Here is a 21,920-nt window from a genome sequence, read left to right as displayed (position 1 = left end):
ATGGACGTGAAACTCAAGCAGTGCTTCATCGCGGTGGACGACCACGACAAGGCCTTGTCCTTCTACCGTGACGTGCTCGGCCTGGAGGTCCGCAACGACGTGGGCTTCGAGAACATGCGGTGGGTGACCATGGGTTCACCCCTCCAGCCGGACGTGGAGATCGTGCTGGAGCCGCCCGGCGCGAACCCGGACGCCTCCCCCGCCGACCGGCAGGCGATGGCCGAGCTGCTCGCCAAGGGCATGCTGCGCGGCGTCATCTTCACCACCGAGGACTGCGACGCGCTCTACGAGCGGGTGCGGGAATCCGGAGCGGACGTGCTGCAGGAGCCGACGGACCAGCCGTACGGGGTGCGGGACTGCGCGTTCCGCGACCCGGCGGGCAACCAACTGCGCTTCCTGCAGCGCCCCGCGGAGTGAAGCCCGCGGCTCGCCCGAACCCCGCGGCGAGCGGGAGGAGTTCCGGCCCCGGCATGTCCGTCCGACCGGCCGGGGCTCCGGCCCCGGCCTGGGTGCGGGTCACGCTGTGCGGCGCCGGCCCTGCGGCCCGTCACCCCCAGGGTTCCACGTCCACCACGGCGTCGACCGGCACCGGCCCGTACACGTGCGGGAACTCCTCTCCGCCCGGCCGCACCGCCTCGTACTTCACCGGAACCCCGACCCGGGCCGGGTCGACGACCAGGACGACCAGTTCGTCCGGGCCGGCGTAGTCGCCGTAGAGAAGCTCCGCGACACGCGGGAGCTGCTCACGGGTGGAGAAGTGGATGAAGCCCTCCTCGACGAGCGTGCGGCCACGGGTGGACATCTCGTAGGTGCCGCGTTCGTGCGCGGCTTCCCAGAGGGCGCGTTCGGTGACATGGAAGATGCGGGGCAGTTTCGGCATGTGCCCACGCTACGGCGGCGTCCCGGCGCGGCGCGTCCACGGGCGGCGCTTTCCCGACACACGCATCCCGCGCGCCTCCCGGTTCGCCTACCGGCGCTCACCTTCCCGGTCCGCTTCCCGGGTTCACCTCCCGGTCCGCTTCCCGCCGTCACTGCCCGGCGGGTTCCTCGGGCTGGTGCCGCTCGGGCGGATCGGCGGGCGGGGCGGCGGCAGCGGTGCCGGGACCGGCCGCGCAGTCGGGGTTGCGGCACGGGCCGGGGCCCCACACCGGCACCCAGGCGCCCAGGGTCTTGTGCCGCCGTACGACGGTCTCGACGCGCTGTCCGCAGACGGGACAGACGGATTCCTCCCTGTCCATCTCCTCAGGGTAGAGCGACCCCGCCCTCGGTGCTTCCCGGCGCACCCCGGCACGCCCGGCGCTTCCTCGCGCCGGGCCGGGGCACGAACGCCGCGGCGCTCAACCGCTGCGCCGGGTCACGAACTCGGCGAGCGCCAGCAGACCGCCAGGGTGCGGGCGCCCTCCAGCAGCGCCGCCGCCTCCTGTCCGTCGGGTGGTCCGGCGGTGCCGTCGCCGGTCCGCGCCCGTGGCACCCCCGGCGGGCCGGCGGGCGGCACGCCGGGGGAACGCTGTTCCGTCTCCGTCATGTACTCGGCCATGCCTCTCCCGCGCGGTGCGCGCGGGCACCGGCGGCGCGGGCCCGGCCGGACGCGTGGGCCGGGGGTGCGCCCGCCCCGGCGGGCGGGGACGCCGCCGTGACGCTCGCAGACGTCACCTCCACCGGCCGATCTCGACGTTCTCCAGCACGCCGAGCGCGTCGGGCACCAGGACGGCGGCCGAGTAGTAGGCGGTCACCAGGTACTTGATGACGGCCTGCTCGTTGATGCCCATGAACCGGACGGACAGGCTCGGCTCGATCTCGTCCGGGATGCCGGACTGCCTGAGGCCGATGACACCCTGGTCCGCCTCCCCGGTACGCATGGCGATGATGGAGGTCGTCCGGGCCTCGCTGATCGGGATCTTGTTGCACGGGTAGATCGGCACACCGCGCCAGGTGGGGATGCGGTTGCCGGCCACGTCGACCGTCTCGGGGACCAGGCCCCGCTTGTTCAGCTCGCGCCCGATCGCGGCGATGGCACGCGGGTGGGCCAGGAGCAGCTTGGTGCCCCGCCGGCGGCTGAGCAGTTCGTCCAGGTCGTCCGGGCCGGGCACGCCGTCGTGCGGCTGGATCCGCTGGTCGTACTCGCAGTTGTTGAGGAGACCGAACTCCCGGTTGTTGACCAGCTCGTGCTCCTGGCGCTCTTTGAGCGCCTCGACCGTGAGCCGCAGCTGCTGCTCGGTCTGGTTCATCGGCTGGTTGTACAGGTCGGCCACCCGGGAGTGGATGCGCAGCACGGTCTGGGCGATGCTCAGTTCGTACTCGCGGGGCCGGGGCTCGTAGTCCACGAAGGTGTGCGGGATGTCGGGCTCGCCGGAGTGGCCGGCCGCCAGGGCGACTTCCTTCTCCCCGTACTTGTTCGTCCGCTGCTCGGGGACCGCGCGCACCTCCTCGAGGTGCTCCCGCAGTGAGTCGGAGCGCTCCGCCACCTGCTCGAAGTCCTGCCGGCTGAGGATCAGCACGGTGGTCGCGGTGTCCGCGCGGACGGTGTACTCCCAGATGGCGTCCGGGTCGACCAGCGACTGCTCGCCGAAGTAGGCGCCGTCGGCGAGCACGCCGAGGACCGCGTCGTCGCCGTAGGGGCCGGTGCCGACCTTCTCGACCCTTCCGTGTGCGAGCAGGTACACCTCGTCGGTCTGGTTGCCGAAGTCGGCGATCACCTCTCCGGGCGCGAACTCGTGCTGGCGGCAGCGCCGGGCCAGCTCGGTCAGCACCTCCTCGTCCTCGTACGACCGCAGGGCCGGCAGCTCACCCAGCTCGGCCGGGATGACCTCCACCTGGTCCCCGGTCTTCACGAAGGTGATGCGGCCGTCACCCACGGCGTACGTCAGGCGCCGGTTCACCCGGTAGGTGCCGCCCTGGACGTCCACCCAGGGGAGCGTGCGCAGCAGCCAGCGGGAGCTGATCTCCTGCATCTGCGGAACGGACTTGGTGGTGGTGGCCAGGTTCCGCGCCGCCGCCGTCCCGAGGGACTGCTGTGGCTTGCCCTGCTCCGTGCGGACCTCTTCGCCTACCGACATAAGGAAACGCCCTCCCGTGTCTGCCCGGCGCCGTATCGCACACCGGTCTCGCAGACGAGGCTTCCATCACGGATCGTGCACTCGCCATTACCCGAAAGAGCGGGAATGGATCATCACACGAGTGGGCAGAAAGAGGGATCCCGTCCGGTGACGTCCTCGATGCCCGACCTGTCCGGATCGGCTCGCACAGTGTGCGAACGATGTGGCCGGACACGTCCGGTTTCGGTAGAAGCTGCGGTACGAGCGGGCCGCGACCGGCGGCCACCGGGCACGAAGGAGTCGGCCATGGCCCCACCCATGTCCGCGAGCGCATTCCTGGACGCGCTGAGGGCGGAGGGCGGCACGGTCGTCGAGGTCGGCGACTGGCAGCACCACAACCGCAACCACAAGGGTCCCTGGGGCCCCGTTCACGGCGTGATGATCCACCACACGGTGACCCAGGGCAGCGCGCACACGGTGGAGATCTGCCGCGCCGGCCACGCGTCGCTGCCCGGCCCGCTGTGCCACGGCGTGATCACCAAGGACGGCACGGTCCACCTCGTCGGCTACGGCCGCGCCAACCACGCCGGCCTGGGCGACGACGAGGTCCTGCGCGCGGTCATCGCCGAGAAGGGTCTGCCGGTGGACAACGAGGCGAACACCGACGGCAACCGGTACTTCTACGGCTTCGAGTGCGAGAACCTGGGCGACGGCGAGGACCCCTGGCCCCCGGGGCAGCTGGACGCGATCGTGCGGGCCGCGGCCGCGGTGTGCCGGTGGCACGGCTGGACGGAACGGTCGGTCATCGGCCACCTGGAGTGGCAGCCGGGGAAGGTGGATCCGCGCGGGTTCACGATGGCATGGCTGCGAGAGCGCGTCGCGGAGCGCCTCAAGGGATAGCGCCGCGAGGCGCCGGGCGGGGCACCGCAAGGACGGTCCCCGGCAGCACCGCGAGGACCGTCCCCCGCTCATCGCGGGGACCGTCCCCCGGGGCGGCACGAGGTCGCGGGCGACAATGGGTGCGTGACCAGCACCGTCCCGCTCTCCCCCCGCCTCCCCTCCCCCCTCCAGGAGGTGTGCGACGACCGTTTCGGCCGGCGCGGTCTGCGGCTGCTGCTCAAGCGGGACGATCTGATCCACCCGGAGCTGATCGGCAACAAGTGGCGCAAGCTGGTGCCCAACATAGAGGCGGCCGCGGGGCGCCCGCTGGTCACCTTCGGCGGCGCCTACTCGAACCACCTGCGGGCCACCGCCGCCGCGGGCCGCCTGCTCGGCTTCCCGACGGTCGGCGTGGTCCGCGGCCAGGAGCTGGCCGACCGCCCCCGCAACCCCTCGCTGGCCCGGTGCGCCGCCGACGGCATGCGGTTGCACTTCGTGGACCGGGCCACGTACCGGCGCAAGACCGAGCCGCCGGTCCTGGCCGGCATCCTGCGGGCGGTGGGCGCCGAGGCGGCCTACGTCGTCCCGGAGGGCGGCAGCAACGCCGAGGCCGCGCGCGGGTGCCGCGCCCTGGGCGGGGAACTGCGCGGCGCGGCCGACGTCGTGGCGGTCGCCTGCGGCACCGGCGGCACGCTCGCCGGGCTGGCCGCCGGGCTGGCGCCGGACCAGCGCGCCCTCGGCGTTCCCGTCCTCAGGGGCGGCTTCCTGGAGGCCGGCGTACAGGCCCTGCAGGAACGCGCCTTCGGCGCCCGCACCGGCTCCTGGTCGCTCGACGAGCGCTTCCACTTCGGCGGTTACGCCCGCACGCCACCCGAACTCGAGGCGTTCGCACAGGACTTCGAGGCCCGTCACGGCCTGCCCGTCGAACGTCTCTATGTCGCCAAGTTGCTGTACGGACTGACCGTTCTCGCGGGCGAGGGCGCCTTCTCGCGGGGGACGACGATCGCCGCGGTCGTCACCGGCCGGCCGTTCCCGTCGCCGCCCGGCGGACGGGAGTCGCCGGACGGACCCTAGACGGCCTCCCGGTAGGCCGCCGCCTCCTCCAGGTCCAGCCGGCGCAGCAGGACCCGCAGCATCTCGTCGTCGATGTAGCGCAGATCGCGGAGCCGGACGAAGACCTCGCGCTCGGAGCTGATCATCTCCCGGGACAGCCGGCGGTAGGTGTCGTCCACGGACTCGCCGGTCACCGGGTTGGCCTGGCCGAGGCGCTCCCAGACGGAGTTGCGGCGGCTCTCCAGGACCTGGCGCAGCCGGTCGGCGAGCGGCGGGGGAAGGCTGTTGCGCTCGTCGGCGAGGAGTTCGTCCAGGCGGCCCTCGGCGGCTCGGGAGGCCTGCGCCTGGGCGTTGGCCTCGGCGAGCGTCTCGGCCTGCCGGTCGCGGCCGGGGAACTTCAGCAGACGGATCAGCGGGGGCAGGGTCAGTCCCTGGACGACCAGTGTGCCGATGACGGTGGTGAAGGTCAGGAACAGGATCAGGTTGCGCTGCGGGAAGGGCCGGCCGCCGTGCACGGTGAGGGGGATGGAGAAGGCGATGGCCAGGGAGACCACGCCCCGCATGCCGGCCCACGAGGTGACCATCGCGCCCCGCCAGGTGGGGTCCTCCTCGCGTTCGCGGACGCGTCTGGACAGCAGCCGGGGCAGGAGGGTCGTCGGGTAGACCCACACGAACCGGGTCACGACGACGACCAGGAAGAGCACGACGGCGTACCCGGCGGCCAGCGCGCCCTCGTACGCGCCGAGCCCCTTGAGGACGACCGGCAGCTGCAGTCCGATCAGGGCGAAGACCGCCGACTCCAGGATGAAGGCGACCATCTTCCACACCGCCTCCTCCTGGAGCCGGGTGGCGAAGTCGACCTCCCACGCGCGGTGTCCCAGATAGAGGGCGACGACCACCACGGCGAGGACTCCGGAGGCGTGCACCTGCTCGGCGACTCCGTAGGCGACGAACGGGATGAGCAGGGAGAGGGTGTTCTGCAGGAGGGGTTCCCTGAGGTGGGTGCGCAGCCAGTGCAGGGGCGCCATGAGGACGAGTCCCACACCGACGCCACCCACCGCCGCGATCAGGAACTCGACGACTCCGCCCGCCCAGGTCGCGCCCGCGCCGACGGCCGCGGCCAGGGCGACCTTGTAGGCGGTGATCGCGGTGGCGTCGTTCAGCAGGGACTCGCCCTGCAGGATCGTGGTGATGCGGGACGGCAGCCCGACCCGCCGGGCGACCGCCGTGGCGGCCACCGCGTCCGGGGGTGCCACGACCGCGCCCAGCACCAGCGCGGCGGTCAGCGGCAGCCCGGGGATGATCAGGTAGGCGACCCAGCCGACGGCGAAGGTCGCGAACAGCACGTACCCCACCGACAGCAGCGCCACCGGTCTGAACTGGGCGCGCAGGTCCAGGTAGGAGCTGTCGCTCGCCGAGGTGTAGAGCAGCGGGGGCAGCAGCAGCGGCAGGACCACGTCGGGATCGAGGGTGTAGTCGGGGATCCCGGGGACGAAGGAGACCACCAGGCCGGCCGCCACCAGGAGCAGCGGTGCGGGCACCGGGGTCCGCCGGGCCGCCGCCGCGATCGCGGTGCTGCCCGCCACCAGCAGAAGCAGCGGCATCACGTCCATGGTCCTCGCCCACCCTCGTTTTTCGCGCGGCCACCCGCACGCCCGTCGTAACCTGGCCATCATGAAACAGTGCACGCATGCCGACGCGCTGCCGCACCCCGAACCGGAGGCGCTGGACGAGACCTGCCCGGAGTGCCTGCGGGACGGTACGCACCCCGTGCAGCTGCGGCTCTGCCTGACCTGCGGCCACATCGGCTGCTGCGATTCCTCGCAGGGCCGGCACGCGACGCAGCACCACGCGCAGTCCGGTCATCCGGTGATGCGGACGTACGAGCCGGGCGAGGACTGGCGGTGGTGCTTCGTCGACCACGTCCTCGTCTGAGCGCGTTACCGCGTCCGGGCGCGTTCCCGCCCACCGCGTTTTCGTGTGACACTGCTTGCGACCGCGGCCGCGACGGTTCGGGCATCTGACGTCTGGGTACGTCAACCCGGCGCTCGCTCTTCCCATTTGGGCCCGCAGACCCTCTAGACACGGAGCGTATCCGCAGCTTTACTGTGAGTGACGCCAGGGGGTCGGGGTCCCGGGGACAGGAACGTTCGGAGCGCGATAGCGTCACCGCGGAACCACGTATGCGTTACCCCGAGGGGCGACCCTCGGCCCCGTAGAGCTTGTACCACCATGGAGGTGAGGGTGTCCCAGATCGCAGGCGAGCCCGTGGCGAACCAGGACTTCGTGGAAGTCCGGCTTCCGGCTGCGGGTGCCTACCTGTCGGTGCTGCGGACGGCCACGGCCGGTCTGGCGGCCCGCTTGGACTTCACCCTGGACGAGATCGAGGACCTGCGCATCGCCGTGGACGAGGCCTGCGCGATCCTGCTCCAGCAGGCCGTGCCGGGCTCCGTGCTCAGCTGCGTCTTCCGGCTGGTCGACGACTCGCTGGAGGTCACGGTGTCGGCGCCGACCACGGACGGCCACGCCCCCTCGCGGGACACCTTCGCCTGGACCGTGCTGTCGGCCCTGGCGGGCAAGGTCTCGTCCGCCGTCGACGAGGACAAGACCGTGTCGATCAGCCTCTACAAACAGCGCGGCGCGGGTCCCGGGCCGGCGTGAGGAACGGGGACGGTCCGGTGCGTGACGAAGAGCGCGGCACACGGGAGCTGCCGACCGGGGACGGGGGTGCCCCCTGGTCCGGAGCCGAGACGTCCGGGGAGAGCCCGGGCGGCGGTTCCCGGCACATGGCGGACGGCATCGACGGCATCCCCGAGCAGGCCAGGCCGCACCCGGAGGACGACTCGACGCCGGGCGGCGGTGACGGTGCCGTGCAGGGCGCACCCTCGCGGGAGCGCGGCGGGGCCGAACCCGCCGACCGCGCGAAGGCGGAGCCTCGGGGAAGGGCTACGGGCGGGACGATGAGCGAGCACGAGCGGGACGCCCAGGGCGACGCGCCGGGCAAGGAGGCCGTGCGGGCCGCTACGCACGACCCGCAGGACCGCAGCGGGGCGCGGGCGAAGTTCGTCGAGCTGCGCACGCTGGACGCGGGCAGCGCGGCGTACGCGGAGCTGCGCAACCAGCTGGTCCGTATGCACCTGCCGCTCGTCGAGCACCTCGCGCGCCGCTTCCGCAACCGCGGCGAGCCGCTGGACGACCTCACCCAGGTCGCCACGATCGGGCTGATCAAGTCGGTGGACCGGTTCGACCCGGAGCGTGGCGTGGAGTTCTCCACGTACGCCACCCCGACGGTCGTCGGCGAGATCAAGCGGCACTTCCGCGACAAGGGCTGGGCGGTCCGCGTGCCCCGCCGGCTGCAGGAGCTGCGGCTCGCACTGACCACGGCGACGGCCGAGCTGTCCCAGCTGCACGGCCGCTCGCCCACGGTCCACGAACTGGCCGAGAAACTCGCCATCTCCGAGGAGGAGGTCCTGGAGGGCCTGGAGTCCGCGAACGCGTACTCCACGCTGTCCCTGGACGTCCCCGACACCGACGACGAGTCCCCGGCGGTCGCCGACACCCTCGGCGCCGAGGACGAGGCGCTGGAGGGCGTGGAGTACCGCGAGTCCCTCAAGCCGCTGCTGGAGGACCTGCCGCCGCGCGAGAAGCGGATCCTGCTGCTGCGCTTCTTCGGCAACATGACGCAGTCGCAGATCGCGCAGGAGGTCGGCATCTCCCAGATGCACGTCTCCCGGCTGCTGGCCCGAACCCTGGCCCAGCTGCGGGAGAAGCTGCTGGTGGAGGAGTAGACCGAGGAGGAGAGCGGCCGCCCCACGGCCCGGCGAGCGGCGAGGGGGCCCGGGACGCGCACGGCCGCGCGCACCGGTCCGGCGCGCAGGCCCGGGACGAGAGCGGCCGCACCCACGACCCGGCGAGCGGCGAGCAGGCCGGGAGCGTGGGCGGCCACCCACGCGGCCCCGGGAACGGCAATCGGGCCGCAGTCCGAGGAACGGCGAGCGGGCCGCAGCGCGGGGAACGGCAAAGCGGGCCGTGGGCCCGGAAGGCAGAGGGCGAGCGGCGGCCGTCCGCTACTCGGTCCGGCCCGGTCCCTTGATGCCGAGGGCCCGGGTCGTCTCGCCGTTGACGAGGAGCACCAGCGCCGCCACGGCGACCACCGCGAGGGCGATACCGGCCGGGACGGCCAGGCTGTCGGCCTGGAGCAGGCTGTAGGCCACCGGCAGGGCCATGAGCTGTGTGATCACCGCGGGGCCGCGGCTCGAGCCACGGCGGAGCAGCAGCCCGCGCGCGGCCAGCAGCGGCAGCAGCGCGAGCACGGCCAGGGTGACGCCCAGGGTCACGGCCTGCCGCCGGTCGTCCGGCTCCCCGGTGAGTCCGAGGACGAGCACCCACAGTCCGCCGGCCACCAGGGCGACCCCCTCGATCGCGGTGAGCGCGGCCGCGTACGTCAGCCGACGCGGGCGCGGCTCGTCGGCGGCGGCTCCGGTGCCGTCCGCGGTGTCCTCGGCTCGGTTCTGCTCAGTACTCACCCCAGCAGGGTAGCCCGCACCCGTCGCCCCGCCGATCCGCTCTCCCGACCCTGCGGCGACCCCGGTCTCCCCGCACCGCCCCCTCCCACGGCCCGTGTCTTCCCGCACCCGCTCATCCCGCCGCCCCGGTCTCCCCGCCCCCGCCCCGCGGACCGCTCCCCCGCACCCGCCCGCCGTGCGGTGTCCGGGCTCACGGTGCCCCGCCTCTTACCGGATCCCTACCTCGGTCTGGGCCGGGTACCACCCAGTAGGTACGCTGCCATGCATGCGTGCACTTCTCGTGGTCAATCCGGCGGCAACCACCACAAGCGCACGCAGGCGTGATGTCCTGATCCACGCGCTGGCGAGCGAGATGAAGCTGGAGGCGGTCACCACCGAGTACCGCGGCCACGCGCGCGACCTCGGCCGGCAGGCGGCGGAGAGCGACGACATCGACATGGTGGTGGCCCTCGGCGGCGACGGCACGGTCAACGAGGTCGTCAACGGTCTCCTGCACGCCGGCCCCGACCTGGGCCGGCTGCCCGGTCTCGCGGTCGTCCCCGGCGGCTCCACGAACGTGTTCGCCCGCGCTCTCGGCCTGCCCAACGACCCCGTCGAGGCCACCGGTGCCCTGCTGGACGCCCTGCGCGAGGGCCGGGAACGGGTCGTCGGCCTCGGGCTGACCTCCGGCACGCCCGGCACCGAGGACGAGGCGGTCCCGGACCGCTGGTTCACCTTCAACGCGGGGCTCGGCTTCGACGCCGGCGTGGTGGGCAGGGTCGAGCAGCAGCGCGAGCGCGGCAAGAAGTCCACGCACGCGCTGTATGTACGTCAGGTGGTCCGGCAGTTCCTCGGCGAGTCGAATCGCCGGCACGGCGCCATCACGCTCGAGCGGGCCGGCGCGGACCCGGTCGGCGACCTCGTCGTCGCCATAGTCTCGAACACGTCCCCGTGGACGTATCTCGGCAATCGCCCCATGTACACATCGCCTAAGGCCTCGTTCGACACCGGCATCGATGTGCTCGGTCTCAGCCGTCTGTCGACGGCCGCGGTTGCCCGGTATGGCACCCAGTTGCTCACTTCGTCCCCCGAGCGCGGACCCCATGGGAAGCACGCCCTCTCACTGCACGATCTGGACCGCTTCACCTTGCATTCGAAGGCGCCCCTCCCCCTCCAGATGGACGGCGACCACCTGGGACTGCGAACCAGCGTGACGTTCACAGGCGTTCGCCGCGCACTGCGTGTGATTGTGTGAGCGGAACGGGCCAAACTCCTTTCACTCGAACGTTTAGGCCAGGATCCACCCCATGGAAGTACGGCTGTGACCCAGTCGACACCGAGGAATCAAAAAAAACTTTCCGGAAGGGGTTGTATCCGCCGCTGAGGTTTGCGAGTCTCTACGTGTCGATCGGGACGGCCCGCAACACCGGCCTCCGCTGATCGACAGAACCCCTCTTCAAACCAAAGGACCACAGCCGGGGAAGACTCGGCGGTCGGCCCTTCACTTGTTGAGGGATTCGTGAAAGCGTTCACATTCACAAGCAACCCTGCACGTAATACCAAGGAGAGGTAGCAGCCATGGACTGGCGTCACAACGCCGTTTGCCGCGAGGAAGACCCCGAGCTCTTCTTCCCCATCGGCAACACCGGTCCTGCGCTGCTGCAGATCGAGGAAGCCAAGGCCGTCTGCCGTCGCTGCCCGGTGATCGAGCAGTGTCTGCAGTGGGCGCTCGAGTCCGGTCAGGACTCCGGCGTCTGGGGTGGTCTCAGCGAGGACGAGCGTCGCGCGATGAAGCGCCGTGCCGCCCGCAACCGGGCTCGTCAGGCTTCCGCCTGAGACTCCCACCCCTGCTGACAGCCTGAGCTTGGCGGCGCGTGTGCCGGACGGTGTCACTCCGTAGACAGCACGCACGCATCTCCCGCCCCCGAGCCGCAGCGCGCAGTATCCCCCGATGCGCTTAGCGATACAGCGGAGCAGCAACGAGCACGAGCCTCGGACCCATGGCGGTCCGGGGCTTTTTGCTGTGCCGACGCGGCCACGCGCGGATCCTGCTGCTTGCCGTTCCGACGCGGCCACGCGCGCCCGGCTCCCCGCGCGCCGGCCGGCGCGGCCCACGTCAGGAACCGGCCGCCGCCGCCTACTTCTGCGACGGCACCGGAATGTCCAGGATCACCCGTGTGCCCCGCTCCGGCGCCGGGACCATGTCGAACGAGCCGCCCAACTCGCCCTCCACCAGCGTGCGTACGATCTGCAGGCCGAGGTTGCCCGAGCGGTGCGGGTCGAAGCCCTCGGGCAGGCCGACGCCGTCGTCCTGGACGGTGACCAGCAGGCGCGCCTCCTTGGTGGTGCCGCCGCGGATCGCGGAGACCTCCACCGTGCCGGTGTCCCCCTCGCGGAAGCCGTGCTCCAGGGCGTTCTGCAGGATCTCGGTGAGGACCATCGACAGCGGGGTGGCGACCTCGGCGTCGAGTATCCCGAACCGCCCGGTGCGCCGGCCCGCCACCCTGCCCGGCGAGATCTCGGCGACCATCGCCAGCACCCGGTCGGCGATGTCGTCGAACTCCACGCGCTCATCCAGGTTCTGAGACAGCGTCTCATGCACGATGGCGATGGAGCCGACCCGCCGTACGGCCTCCTCCAGGGCCTCCCGGCCCCGCTCGGAGCCGATGCGCCGGGCCTGGAGGCGCAGCAGGGCGGCGACGGTCTGGAGGTTGTTCTTCACCCGGTGGTGGATCTCCCGGATGGTCGCGTCCTTGGTGATCAACTCGCGCTCACGGCGCCGGAGTTCGGTGACGTCCCGGCACAGCACCAGCGAACCGATCCGGGTGCCCTTGGGCTTGAGCGGGATGGTCCGGAACTGGATCACCCCGTCGTGGGCCTCGATCTCGAACTCGCGCGGCGCCCAGCCGCTGGCCACCTTGGCGAGCGCCTCGTCCACCGGGCCCCGGGTCGGGGCGAGTTCGGCGGTGGTGTGCCCGAGGTGGTGGCCGACCAGGTCGGCGGCGAGGCCGAGGCGGTGGTAGGCGGACAGGGCGTTCGGGGAGGCGTACTGGACGACGCCCTCCGCGTCCAGCCGGATCAGGCCGTCACCGACGCGCGGCGAGGCGTCCATGTCCACCTGCTGGCCGGGGAAGGGGAAGGAGCCGGCCGCGATCATCTGCGCCAGGTCCGAGGCGCTCTGGAGATAGGTGAGTTCCAGGCGGCTCGGAGTGCGGACGGTCAGCAGGTTGGTGTTGCGGGCGATCACGCCGAGGACGCGGCCGTCACGCCGTACGGGGATGGACTCGACCCGTACGGGGACCTCCTCGCGCCACTCCGGGTCGCCCTCGCGCACGATCCGGCCCTCGTCCAGCGCGGCGTCGAGCATGGGCCGGCGGCCGCGCGGGACGAGGTGGCCGACCATGTCGTCCTGGTAGGAGGTCGGGCCGGTGTTGGGGCGCATCTGGGCGACCGAGACGTACCGGGTGCCGTCGCGGGTGGGGACCCACAGGACCAGGTCGGCGAAGGAGAGGTCGGAGAGCAGTTGCCACTCCGAGACCAGCAGGTGGAGCCACTCGAGATCGGAGTCGTCGAGGGCCGTGTGCTGGCGTACGAGTTCGTTCATGGAGGGCACGTCTGCGAGCGTACCCGGGGCCTGCCGGGTGGCCGAAAAACACCCGCGGGCCGCGGCGCCTGGAAGGGACCCTCAACCCTCCCGGCACCGCAGCCCGGAGCATCATCGGCCGCGGGGTGTGCGGTCCCGACCGGCCGAAGGTCGAGGAGCCGGGGCAGTCAGGGCAGAGAGCGCCGGTTCCTCGATCCGCCTTCCTGTGCGGGGAAGACGGAGGCTTGTTGCACTTGGATTGTGGACTAGACCACGAAGCGGTGTCCATGGTTGTACCGAGGTCGTACAGCACGCACCGCAGAATGGCACGCGATGCCAGGCAGCCTAGCCCGCCCCGGTCAGTCGTGGGGCCAGATGGCCATGGCAATTTCCGCGAGCGCCTCCAGCTCCGCGCGGCTCGCCCCGTCCCGGGCCTGCTGGGACATGCCCTGGATCATGGCGCCGGTGTGCCGGGCGAGGGCGCCGGCGTCGGTGCCCGGCGGGAGGTGCCCGGCCGCGATGTCCGCCCGGATACGGGCCTCCAGGGCGGCGATGGTGGCGTTGCGGCGGTCGCGCAGCGGCTCCCCCACCTCGGGGCTGTTGCTGTTGGCGGCGGCGTGGACGATGAGGCAGCCGTACGGATGGGCGGGGTCGGTGTACGCGGCGGCGGCCTCGCGCAGCGTGCGCGCGACGGCGGCGCGGGCGGTGGGCCCCTCGGCGAGGGCGCGCTCGCCGAAGACGGCGTGCGTGTCGGCGTAGACCCGCACGACCTCCTCGAACAGGGTCCGCTTGGCCCCGAAGGCCGCGTACAGGCTGGGGGCCCCTATGCCCATGATCCGGGTGAGGTCGGAGACCGAGGTGGCCTCGTAGCCGTGCTCCCAGAAGGCCATGAGCGCCTTGTGCAGCGCGGTGGCGCGGTCGAAGGAGCGCGGGCGGCCACGTGTCCTGACCGGGGCGGCCCGCTCGTGCGCGTCCTGCGCGTTCACCATGGAGGGAAATTTTATAGCGGCTCCTAGAGAATCGGTCGAGGCCCGCGACAGCCCGGGGAAACCCGTCTTCGGGCGCTCCCGGGAACACCGATTCTGTTAGATTGGTCTAAACCACAGAGAGACGCACAGAGCCCTCTTCAGAACGGCAGGCCCAGCGTGGAAGTTGTCATCGTTCCGGACGCCGCGGCGGGCGGGGAACTGATCGCCGAGGCAATGGCAGAGCTGCTGCGACGCAGGCCCGACGCCCTGCTCGGCGTGGCCACCGGCTCCACCCCGCTGCCCGTCTACCAGGCACTGACCGCCAAGGTGCGCTCCGGCGCCGTGGACGTCTCGCGGGCGCGGATCGCCCAGCTCGACGAGTACGTGGGGCTGCCCGCCGACCACCCCGAGTCCTATCGCTCGGTGCTGCGCCGGGAGGTGCTGGAGCCGCTCGGGATGGACATGGGGGCCTTCCTGGGCCCGGACGGCACGGCCGAGGACGTGCAGGCGGCGTGCGAGGCGTACGACCGCGCCCTCGCGGCGGCCGGCGGGGTCGACCTCCAGCTGCTCGGCATCGGCACCGACGGGCACATCGGCTTCAACGAGCCGTGCTCCTCACTCGCCTCGCGCACCCGGATCAAGACGCTGACCGAGCGGACGCGGATCGACAACGCCCGCTTCTTCGGCGGTGACATCGAGCAGGTCCCGCACCACGTCATCACCCAGGGCATCGGCACGATCCTGGAGGCCCGGCACCTGGTGCTGCTGGCGACCGGCGAGGGCAAGGCGGACGCGGTCGCCGCGACCGTCGAGGGGCCGGTCGCGGCGGTCTGCCCGGCCTCGGCGCTGCAGCTCCACCCGCATGCCACCGTGGTCGTCGACGAGGCGGCGGCCGCCAAGCTGAAGCTGGCCGACTACTTCCGGCACACCTACGCCGCCAAGCCCGGCTGGCAGGGGATCTAGTCCGCGGCAGCGGCACCCGCGGTGGGCGGCCGCCCGGCCGGGGCTGCCGCCGCCGCACCCGCCGCGGCCCGATGGACTAGACCAACAGCGGGCGCGCCGGTATACAGAGGAGATCACGGAGCGTGCGGGGTGGACTCCTGACCCACGAAGCCGTGCCACGATGTGAGCCGCGGCCGATGCCAGGTCGGTCGCTTTCGGCATCCGGAGCCGGGAAGGCAGAGCATGAGCACCGAGGTCAGCAGTGCGGAGAACGAGACCGGCGCCCCGGTCCGTTCCGCGCGCGTGCCCAAGTACTACCGCCTGAAGAAGCACCTGCTCGACATGACGGAGACGCAGGCACCGGGCACGCCGGTGCCGCCCGAGCGCACGCTGGCCGCAGAGTTCGACACCTCCCGCACCACCGTCCGCCAGGCTCTGCAGGAACTGGTCGTGGAGGGCCGGCTCGAACGCATCCAGGGCAAGGGCACGTTCGTCGCCAAGCCCAAGGTGTCCCAGGCGCTGCAGCTCACCTCCTACACCGAGGACATGCGCGCACAGGGCCTGGAGCCGACCTCGCAGCTGCTGGACATCGGCTACATCACCGCCGACGACCGGCTCGCCGAGCTGCTCGACATCACCGCCGGCGGCCGCGTGCTGCGCATCGAGCGGCTGCGCATGGCCAACGGTGAGCCCATGGCGATCGAGACCACGCACCTGAGCGCCAAGCGCTTCCCGGCGCTGCGCCGGTCACTGGCGAAGTACACGTCCCTGTACACCGCGCTGGCCGAGGTCTACGACGTCCACCTCGCCGAGGCCGAGGAGACCATCGAGACCTCCCTGGCCACCCCCCGCGAGGCCGGTCTGCTCGGCACCGACGTCGGCCTGCCGATGCTGATGCTCTCCCGGCACTCCGTGGACCCGGACGGCAGGCCGGTGGAGTGGGTGCGGTCGGTGTACCGGGGCGACCGGTACAAGTTCGTGGCCCGCCTGAAGCGACCGCAGGACTGAGCGGACGGGCGTCCGCGGACCGGGTTCCGCACGCCGCGTCCCCGAAATCGGCCTACCGATATGCGGACGGGGTCTTCCCGTGCGCGACGGCGTCACCTAGATTGCCTGCGCATTACACAGGTGATCAACGAGGGGACGGAGCCGTGACATGTCCGACGCGCCTGAAGTGAGACCACCGGTCGTCACACCGACCCGGGTGGTCATCGGCCTCTGTCTCGTCGCGCCCTTCGTGGCGATGCTGTGGGTCGGCTCGTACGCCAAGACGGATCCCGCCTTCATCGGGATCCCGTTCTTCTACTGGTACCAGATGGTCTGGGTGCTGATCTCCACCTCGCTCACGATGACCGCGTACGCGCTGTGGCGGCGCGACCAGCGCACCCGCGGGCACGCGCAGGGGGGTGCCGCGAAGTGAAGGACGGCGTCAACGGCGTCGCACTCGGCGTCTTCATCTTCTTCTTCCTGGCCGTCACGGTCATGGGCTTCCTCGCCGCGCGCTGGCGCCGGGCCGAGAACGAGCACACGCTGGACGAATGGGGCCTGGGCGGACGGTCGTTCGGCACCTGGATCACCTGGTTCCTGCTCGGCGGCGACCTGTACACGGCGTACACCTTCGTCGCCGTACCGGCGGCGATCTACGCGGCGGGCGCGTCGGGCTTCTTCGCGGTGCCCTACACGATCCTGGTGTACCCGCTGATCTTCACGTTCCTGCCCCGCCTGTGGTCGGTCTCGCACAAGCACGGCTACGTGACCACCTCGGACTTCGTGCGCGGCCGGTTCGGCTCCAGGGGCCTGTCGCTGGCGGTGGCGGTCACCGGCATCCTCGCGACGATGCCGTACATCGCGCTGCAGCTCGTGGGCATCCAGGCGGTGCTGGACGTGATGGGCGTCGGCGGTGGCGAGAACACCAACTGGTTCGTGAAGGACCTGCCGTTGCTCCTCGCCTTCGGTGTGCTCGCGGCCTACACCTACTCCTCCGGACTGCGCGCGCCCGCGCTGATCGCGTTCGTCAAGGACGCGCTGATCTACATCGTCATCGCGGTGGCGATCATCTACATCCCGATCAAGCTGGGCGGCTTCGACGACGTGTTCGCCAAGGCCGGTGACGCGTTCCGGCACATCAACCCGGCCACCCACAAGCCGCGCGGGGCGCTCGTCCCGGCGGAGGCGGGCCAGTGGACGTACGCCACCCTGGCGCTCGGTTCGGCTCTCGCGCTGTTCATGTACCCGCACTCCATCACCGCGACCCTGTCGTCCAGGAGCCGTGAGGTGATCCGCCGCAACACCACGATCCTGCCGCTGTACTCGCTCATGCTGGGCCTGCTGGCGCTGCTGGGCTTCATGGCGATCGCGGCCGGGGTGAAGGTCACCAACGGGCAGCTGGCCATCCCGCAGCTGTTCGAGGACATGTTCCCGGACTGGTTCGCGGGCGTGGCCTTCGCGGCGATCGGCATCGGGGCGCTCGTCCCGGCGGCGATCATGTCGATCGCGGCGGCGAACCTCTTCACCCGCAACATCTACAAGGACTTCATCAAGCCGGACGCCACACCGAAGCAGGAGGCGCAGGTCTCCAAGCTCGTGTCGCTGCTGGTGAAGGTGGGCGCGCTGGCCTTCGTCCTCACCATGGACAAGACGGTCGCCATCAACTTCCAGCTGCTCGGCGGCATCTGGATCCTGCAGACCTTCCCGGCCCTGGTCGGCGGCCTGTTCACCCGCTGGTTCCACCGCTGGGCGCTGCTGGCCGGCTGGGCGGTCGCCATGGTGTACGGCACGGTCGCCGCGTACGGGGTGGCCTCGCCGACGCAGGCGCACTTCGGCGGCTCCGCGAAGGAGATCCCCGGCATCGGCGAGATCGGCTACATCGGCCTCACGGCGTTCGTCCTGAACGTCGTCGTCACCGTGGTGCTGACCTTCGTCCTGAAGGCCGTGAAGGCCCCGGCGGGCATCGACGAGACCCGGCCGGAGGACTACACGGCCGACGCGGGCGATGCGGGGGTCCAGGTGGAGCTTCCGCCCGCGACCGCGGGAGCCGCTCACTGAGCGGGCCTCACAAAGCCGCACAGCACCCACTGCGGGCCGCCGGGAAGCACGTACCCGGCGGCCCGCAGTGCTGCCACGGGTTGACGCTCCGACACCAGCGCAACACGCAACAGACACTAGATGTGGGGGTGACACGACAGCCCGGCACCAGATGTATGCTCGTGCTCGCTGTCGCCGCAGGGGAATCCGGTGCGAATCCGGAACTGTCCCGCAACGGTGTACTTGCGTGCATCCGCACGCCTGTCCAGTCCGAGGACCTGCCCACAGCGCGCCCGGCCGTCCGGTCCGGGTGCCTTGAGACGTCCGGGCCTCGCGGAGTGGGCCGGTGGACGCGACGCCGTGCGCGCTCGTGGCTGCCCCCTGCCCTCCGCCAGGCCCCCGTGCCGAGCGAGGGAGAGCCCCACGTGACCATCGCGCCAGCCGAACCGGCTTCAGTCAGCGAGCTGAAGACCGACGGTCCCGGTGCCGCACTGCTGCGGACCCTGACCGAGCTGACCGCCGACCTCCCCGACGCCGACCCCGGCCGGGTCGCCGCCGCCGCGCTGCGCGGCCGGTCCGCACGGGCTGCCTCCGACATCACGGCGGAGCTGCGCGAGCTGGCCACGGAGGCGGCCGCCGGACTGATCTCCGAGGACCCCGCCTACTCCCGGCTGGCCGCCCGCCTGCTGACCCTCACCATCCGCGACGAGGCCGCCTCGCAGGGTGTCACCTCGTTCACGCAGTCCGTCGCCGTCGGGCACCGGGAGGGGCTCATCGCCGACCGGACCGCCGCCTTCGTACGGCTGCACGCGGCCCGGCTCGACGCGCTGATCGACCCGGCCGCCGACGACCGCTTCGGCTACTTCGGCCTGCGCACCCTGCACAGCCGCTACCTGCTGCGCCACCCCCTCACCCGCAAGGTCGTCGAGACGCCCCAGCACTTCATGCTGCGGGTCGCCGCCGGCCTCGCCGAGGACGACACCGCCCGCTCGGTGGACGAGGTCGCGGCGCTCCACGGGCTGATGAGCCGCCTCGACTACCTGCCCTCCTCCCCCACGCTCTTCAACTCCGGTACGCGGCACCCGCAGATGTCGTCGTGCTACCTCCTCGACTCCCCGCTGGACGAGCTGGACTCCATCTACGACCGCTACCACCAGGTCGCCCGCCTCTCCAAGCACGCCGGCGGCATCGGTCTGTCGTACTCCCGCATCCGCGGCCGCGGTTCGCTGATCCGCGGCACCAACGGGCACTCCAACGGCATCGTCCCGTTCCTCAAGACGCTCGACGCCTCGGTGGCCGCGGTGAACCAGGGCGGCCGGCGCAAGGGCGCGGCCGCGGTGTACCTGGAGACCTGGCACTCCGACATCGAGGAGTTCCTGGAGCTGCGCGACAACACCGGTGAGGACGCCCGGCGTACGCACAACCTGAACCTGGCGCACTGGATCCCGGACGAGTTCATGCGGCGGGTCAACGCCGACACGGAGTGGTCGCTGTTCTCCCCGGCGGACGTGCCGGAGCTGGTGGACCTGTGGGGCGAGGAGTTCGACGCCGCCTACCGCAGGGCGGAGGCGGACGGCCTGGCGAGGAAGACGATCCCGGCCCGCGAGCTGTACGGCCGCATGATGCGCACCCTGGCGCAGACCGGCAACGGCTGGATGACCTTCAAGGACGCCGCCAACCGCACCGCCAACCAGACGGCGACCGCGGGCCATGTCGTCCACTCCTCCAATCTCTGCACCGAGATCCTGGAGGTCACCGACGACGGGGAGACGGCGGTCTGCAACCTGGGCTCGGTCAACCTCGGCGCCTTCGTGACCGGCGGGGACGTCGACTGGGAGCGGCTGGACGAGACGGTCCGCACGGCCGTCACCTTCCTCGACCGCGTCGTGGACATCAACTTCTACCCGACCGAGCAGGCGGGCCGCTCCAACGCCCGGTGGCGTCCCGTCGGCCTCGGTGTGATGGGTCTGCAGGACGTCTTCTTCAAGCTGCGCCTGCCCTTCGACTCTCCCGAGGCCAAGGCCCTGTCCACGCGGATCGCCGAGCGCATCATGCTCGCCGCGTACCAGGCCTCCGCCGACCTCGCCGAGCGCAACGGCCCGCTGCCGGCCTGGGAGAAGACCCGCACCGCCCGGGGCGTGCTGCACCCCGACCACTACGGCGTCGAGTTCACCTGGCCGGAGCGCTGGGCGGCGCTGCGGGAGCGGATCGCGGCCACCGGCATGCGCAACTCGCTGCTCCTCGCCATCGCCCCGACGGCCACCATCGCCTCCATCGCGGGCGTGTACGAGTGCATCGAGCCGCAGGTGTCCAACCTGTTCAAACGCGAGACGCTGTCCGGCGAGTTCCTCCAGGTCAACTCGTACCTGGTGCAGGAGCTGAAGGACCTCGGCGTGTGGGACGCGCGCACCCGGGAGGCGCTGCGGGAGGCCAACGGCTCGGTGCAGGGCTTCGCCTGGATCCCCGACGAGGTGCGGGCGCTGTACCGCACGGCGTGGGAGATCCCGCAGCGCGGCCTGATCGACATGGCCGCGGCCCGCACCCCGTACCTGGACCAGGCGCAGTCCCTGAACCTGTTCCTGGAGACGCCGACGATCGGCAAGCTCTCCTCGATGTACGCGTACGCCTGGAAGTCGGGCCTGAAGACGACGTACTACCTGCGCTCCCGCCCGGCGACCCGCATCGCCCGTGCCGCTCAGGCACAGGCACAGGCGCAGCCGTCCATCCCCGTCCAGCAGGTGACCGACCCCGACGCCGTCGCCTGCTCCCTTGAGAACCCCGAGTCCTGCGAGGCCTGCCAGTGATCTCCAGCCGTCACACCAACCTGCTCGACCCGGGCTTCGAGCTGACCCTCCGCCCAATGCGCTACCCCCACTTCTACGAGCGCTACCGGGACGCCATCAAGAACACCTGGACCGTGGAGGAGGTCGACCTCCACTCGGACGTCGCCGACCTCGCCAAGCTGACGCCGGCGGAGCAGCACCTGATCGGCCGTCTGGTGGCGTTCTTCGCCACGGGCGACTCGATCGTGGCGAACAACCTGGTGCTGACGCTGTACAAGCACATCAACTCCCCCGAGGCGCGCCTGTACCTGTCGCGCCAGCTGTTCGAGGAGGCCGTGCACGTCCAGTTCTACCTGACGCTGCTCGACACCTATCTGCCCGACCCGGAGGACCGCAACGCCGCCTTCGCGGCCGTGGAGAACATCCGGTCCATCCGCGAGAAGGCCGAGTTCTGCTTCACGTGGATGGACTCGGTGGAGAAGCTGGACCGGCTGGAGACCAAGGCCGACCGCCGGCGCTTCCTGCTCAACCTGATCTGCTTCGCCGCGTGCATCGAGGGGCTGTTCTTCTACGGCGCCTTCGCGTACGTCTACTGGTTCCGCAGCCGCGGTCTGCTGCACGGCCTGGCCACCGGCACCAACTGGGTGTTCCGCGACGAGACCATGCACATGTCCTTCGCCTTCGACGTGGTCGACACCGTCCGCAAGGAGGAGCCGGAGCTGTTCGACGACGAGCTGCGGCAGCAGGTCGTCGACATGCTGAAGGAGGCGGTCGGGGCCGAGCTGCAGTTCGCCCGCGACCTGTGCGGTGACGGCCTGCCCGGCATGAACACCGAGTCCATGCGGCAGTACCTGGAGTGCGTGGCCGACCAGCGCCTGTCCCGGCTGGGCTTCGCGCCGGTCTACGGCTCGGAGAACCCCTTCTCCTTCATGGAGCTGCAGGGTGTGCAGGAGCTGACCAACTTCTTCGAGCGCCGCCCGTCGGCGTACCAGGTCGCGGTGGAGGGCACCGTGGACCTGGACGAGGACTTCTGAGCGACGCCTGCCCACCGGCGCCGCCCCGCCGCACCGTCTCGACGGTGCGGGGTGGGCGGCAGCCGGCCCTTGACGAAGACGACCGCGTCCTCGACGAGTTGGGTCGACACCAGC

At 71.4% G+C, this 21,920-nt stretch carries 22 protein-coding genes and 1 riboswitch; of the genes, 14 read left to right on the top strand and 8 right to left on the bottom strand.

Going from position 1 to position 21,920, the window contains the following annotated elements; translation table 11 throughout:
* Positions 1–417, top strand: coding sequence for a VOC family protein (locus ABVB68_RS12825; protein WP_353601083.1), 417 nt, complete (start codon positions 1–3; stop codon positions 415–417).
* 130 nt (positions 418–547) lie between these two features.
* Here the strand turns inward: ABVB68_RS12825 and ABVB68_RS12820 are convergent, their stop codons facing one another.
* From ABVB68_RS12820 to ABVB68_RS12805, 4 genes are all read right to left on the bottom strand, one after another.
* A complete protein-coding gene (locus ABVB68_RS12820) occupies positions 548–880 on the bottom strand; it encodes a DUF952 domain-containing protein (RefSeq protein WP_353601082.1) in 333 nt (110 codons plus the stop codon).
* 148 nt (positions 881–1,028) lie between these two features.
* Entirely contained in the window at positions 1,029–1,238 is a 210-nt protein-coding gene (locus ABVB68_RS12815) for a hypothetical protein (protein WP_353601081.1), read from the bottom strand.
* A gap of 116 nt (positions 1,239–1,354) precedes the next feature.
* Positions 1,355–1,537 (bottom strand): hypothetical protein, encoded by a 183-nt coding sequence (locus tag ABVB68_RS12810; RefSeq protein ID WP_353601080.1) that lies wholly within the window; start codon positions 1,535–1,537, stop codon positions 1,355–1,357.
* 112 nt (positions 1,538–1,649) lie between these two features.
* Positions 1,650–3,056, bottom strand: coding sequence for a family 2B encapsulin nanocompartment shell protein (locus ABVB68_RS12805; protein ID WP_353601079.1), 1,407 nt, complete (start codon positions 3,054–3,056; stop codon positions 1,650–1,652).
* A 285-nt stretch (positions 3,057–3,341) separates the two neighbouring features.
* Here ABVB68_RS12805 and ABVB68_RS12800 point away from each other — a divergent pair, with 285 nt between their 5' ends.
* Together ABVB68_RS12800 and ABVB68_RS12795 are read left to right on the top strand one after the other, a co-directional pair.
* Positions 3,342–3,935 carry an N-acetylmuramoyl-L-alanine amidase gene (locus ABVB68_RS12800; protein WP_353601078.1) on the top strand — a complete coding sequence of 198 codons (594 nt, stop codon included), beginning with the start codon at positions 3,342–3,344 and terminating at the stop codon, positions 3,933–3,935.
* Positions 3,936–4,058: 123 nt separating this feature from the next.
* Complete coding sequence (locus ABVB68_RS12795; RefSeq protein WP_353601077.1) at positions 4,059–4,988, top strand: 1-aminocyclopropane-1-carboxylate deaminase/D-cysteine desulfhydrase; 930 nt, start codon at positions 4,059–4,061, stop codon at positions 4,986–4,988.
* Here ABVB68_RS12795 and ABVB68_RS12790 read toward each other — a convergent pair.
* The gene (locus ABVB68_RS12790) at positions 4,985–6,580 is read right to left on the bottom strand and encodes a Na+/H+ antiporter (protein WP_353601076.1); all 1,596 of its coding nucleotides are present in this window, start codon (positions 6,578–6,580) and stop codon (positions 4,985–4,987) included. The two genes, ABVB68_RS12795 and ABVB68_RS12790, sit on opposite strands and share 4 nt — an antisense overlap.
* Before the next feature lie 61 nt (positions 6,581–6,641).
* Between ABVB68_RS12790 and ABVB68_RS12785 the strand changes: the two genes are divergently transcribed.
* From ABVB68_RS12785 to ABVB68_RS12775, 3 genes are all read left to right on the top strand, one after another.
* Complete coding sequence (locus tag ABVB68_RS12785; protein ID WP_353601075.1) at positions 6,642–6,902, top strand: UBP-type zinc finger domain-containing protein; 261 nt, start codon at positions 6,642–6,644, stop codon at positions 6,900–6,902.
* Positions 6,903–7,211: 309 nt separating this feature from the next.
* Positions 7,212–7,628, top strand: coding sequence for an ATP-binding protein (locus ABVB68_RS12780; protein WP_189820337.1), 417 nt, complete (start codon positions 7,212–7,214; stop codon positions 7,626–7,628).
* A gap of 17 nt (positions 7,629–7,645) precedes the next feature.
* Positions 7,646–8,755: a SigB/SigF/SigG family RNA polymerase sigma factor gene (locus ABVB68_RS12775; RefSeq protein WP_353601074.1), complete on the top strand. Its 1,110-nt coding sequence runs from the start codon at positions 7,646–7,648 to the stop codon at positions 8,753–8,755.
* A 279-nt stretch (positions 8,756–9,034) separates the two neighbouring features.
* On the opposite strand, the gene ABVB68_RS12770 is transcribed toward ABVB68_RS12775, so the two are convergent.
* Positions 9,035–9,493, bottom strand: coding sequence for a hypothetical protein (locus tag ABVB68_RS12770; RefSeq protein ID WP_353601072.1), 459 nt, complete (start codon positions 9,491–9,493; stop codon positions 9,035–9,037).
* A 265-nt stretch (positions 9,494–9,758) separates the two neighbouring features.
* Between ABVB68_RS12770 and ABVB68_RS12765 the strand changes: the two genes are divergently transcribed.
* Complete coding sequence (locus ABVB68_RS12765; protein WP_353601071.1) at positions 9,759–10,727, top strand: diacylglycerol/lipid kinase family protein; 969 nt, start codon at positions 9,759–9,761, stop codon at positions 10,725–10,727.
* A 323-nt stretch (positions 10,728–11,050) separates the two neighbouring features.
* Positions 11,051–11,308: a WhiB family transcriptional regulator gene (locus ABVB68_RS12760; RefSeq protein WP_003992873.1), complete on the top strand. Its 258-nt coding sequence runs from the start codon at positions 11,051–11,053 to the stop codon at positions 11,306–11,308.
* Positions 11,309–11,609: 301 nt separating this feature from the next.
* Here the strand turns inward: ABVB68_RS12760 and ABVB68_RS12755 are convergent, their stop codons facing one another.
* Together ABVB68_RS12755 and ABVB68_RS12750 are read right to left on the bottom strand one after the other, a co-directional pair.
* Positions 11,610–13,085 (bottom strand): sensor histidine kinase, encoded by a 1,476-nt coding sequence (locus ABVB68_RS12755; protein WP_353601070.1) that lies wholly within the window; start codon positions 13,083–13,085, stop codon positions 11,610–11,612.
* A 329-nt stretch (positions 13,086–13,414) separates the two neighbouring features.
* Positions 13,415–14,044, bottom strand: coding sequence for a TetR/AcrR family transcriptional regulator (locus ABVB68_RS12750; protein WP_353601069.1), 630 nt, complete (start codon positions 14,042–14,044; stop codon positions 13,415–13,417).
* 156 nt (positions 14,045–14,200) lie between these two features.
* Between ABVB68_RS12750 and nagB the strand changes: the two genes are divergently transcribed.
* The 6 genes from nagB (at position 14,201) to ABVB68_RS12720 (ending at position 21,806) form a co-directional block, all read left to right on the top strand.
* On the top strand, positions 14,201–14,986 hold the full coding sequence (nagB, locus tag ABVB68_RS12745) for a glucosamine-6-phosphate deaminase (protein ID WP_353601068.1): 786 nt from the start codon (positions 14,201–14,203) through the stop codon (positions 14,984–14,986).
* A gap of 222 nt (positions 14,987–15,208) precedes the next feature.
* Positions 15,209–15,973, top strand: coding sequence for a GntR family transcriptional regulator (locus tag ABVB68_RS12740; protein WP_353601067.1), 765 nt, complete (start codon positions 15,209–15,211; stop codon positions 15,971–15,973).
* 148 nt (positions 15,974–16,121) lie between these two features.
* Positions 16,122–16,385, top strand: coding sequence for a DUF3311 domain-containing protein (locus ABVB68_RS12735; RefSeq protein WP_353601066.1), 264 nt, complete (start codon positions 16,122–16,124; stop codon positions 16,383–16,385).
* Complete coding sequence (gene mctP, locus ABVB68_RS12730) at positions 16,382–18,010, top strand: monocarboxylate uptake permease MctP (protein WP_353601065.1); 1,629 nt, start codon at positions 16,382–16,384, stop codon at positions 18,008–18,010. Before ABVB68_RS12735 ends, mctP begins: the two co-directional genes overlap by 4 nt.
* Positions 18,011–18,165: 155 nt before the next feature.
* Positions 18,166–18,289, top strand: a riboswitch (cobalamin riboswitch).
* Positions 18,290–18,414: 125 nt separating this feature from the next.
* A complete protein-coding gene (locus ABVB68_RS12725) occupies positions 18,415–20,793 on the top strand; it encodes a ribonucleoside-diphosphate reductase subunit alpha (RefSeq protein ID WP_353601064.1) in 2,379 nt (792 codons plus the stop codon).
* Positions 20,793–21,806 carry a ribonucleotide-diphosphate reductase subunit beta gene (locus ABVB68_RS12720; protein WP_353601237.1) on the top strand — a complete coding sequence of 338 codons (1,014 nt, stop codon included), beginning with the start codon at positions 20,793–20,795 and terminating at the stop codon, positions 21,804–21,806. Before ABVB68_RS12725 ends, ABVB68_RS12720 begins: the two co-directional genes overlap by 1 nt.
* Positions 21,807–21,920 lie beyond the last annotated feature (114 nt).

Origin of the sequence: Streptomyces sp. NPDC096012, from assembly GCF_040426375.1 — a bacterium.
In the GTDB taxonomy this organism is placed as follows: domain Bacteria; phylum Actinomycetota; class Actinomycetes; order Streptomycetales; family Streptomycetaceae; genus Streptomyces.
This window is presented reverse-complemented; position numbering and strand designations above follow the sequence as displayed.

Bases quoted from the DNA above. Each gene is read 5' to 3' on its own strand.
- ABVB68_RS12825 (WP_353601083.1), top strand. From the start codon at position 1: ATGGACGTGAAACTCAAGCAGTGCTTCATCGCGGTGGACGACCACGAC.
- ABVB68_RS12820 (WP_353601082.1), bottom strand. From the start codon at position 880: ATGCCGAAACTGCCCCGCATCTTCCATGTCACCGAACGCGCCCTCTGG.
- ABVB68_RS12815 (WP_353601081.1), bottom strand. From the start codon at position 1,238: ATGGACAGGGAGGAATCCGTCTGTCCCGTCTGCGGACAGCGCGTCGAG.
- ABVB68_RS12810 (WP_353601080.1), bottom strand. From the start codon at position 1,537: ATGGCCGAGTACATGACGGAGACGGAACAGCGTTCCCCCGGCGTGCCG.
- ABVB68_RS12805 (WP_353601079.1), bottom strand. From the start codon at position 3,056: ATGTCGGTAGGCGAAGAGGTCCGCACGGAGCAGGGCAAGCCACAGCAG.
- ABVB68_RS12800 (WP_353601078.1), top strand. From the start codon at position 3,342: ATGGCCCCACCCATGTCCGCGAGCGCATTCCTGGACGCGCTGAGGGCG.
- ABVB68_RS12790 (WP_353601076.1), bottom strand. From the start codon at position 6,580: ATGGACGTGATGCCGCTGCTTCTGCTGGTGGCGGGCAGCACCGCGATC.
- ABVB68_RS12785 (WP_353601075.1), top strand. From the start codon at position 6,642: ATGAAACAGTGCACGCATGCCGACGCGCTGCCGCACCCCGAACCGGAG.
- ABVB68_RS12765 (WP_353601071.1), top strand. From the start codon at position 9,759: ATGCGTGCACTTCTCGTGGTCAATCCGGCGGCAACCACCACAAGCGCA.
- ABVB68_RS12760 (WP_003992873.1), top strand. From the start codon at position 11,051: ATGGACTGGCGTCACAACGCCGTTTGCCGCGAGGAAGACCCCGAGCTC.
- ABVB68_RS12750 (WP_353601069.1), bottom strand. From the start codon at position 14,044: ATGGTGAACGCGCAGGACGCGCACGAGCGGGCCGCCCCGGTCAGGACA.
- ABVB68_RS12740 (WP_353601067.1), top strand. From the start codon at position 15,209: ATGAGCACCGAGGTCAGCAGTGCGGAGAACGAGACCGGCGCCCCGGTC.
- ABVB68_RS12735 (WP_353601066.1), top strand. From the start codon at position 16,122: ATGTCCGACGCGCCTGAAGTGAGACCACCGGTCGTCACACCGACCCGG.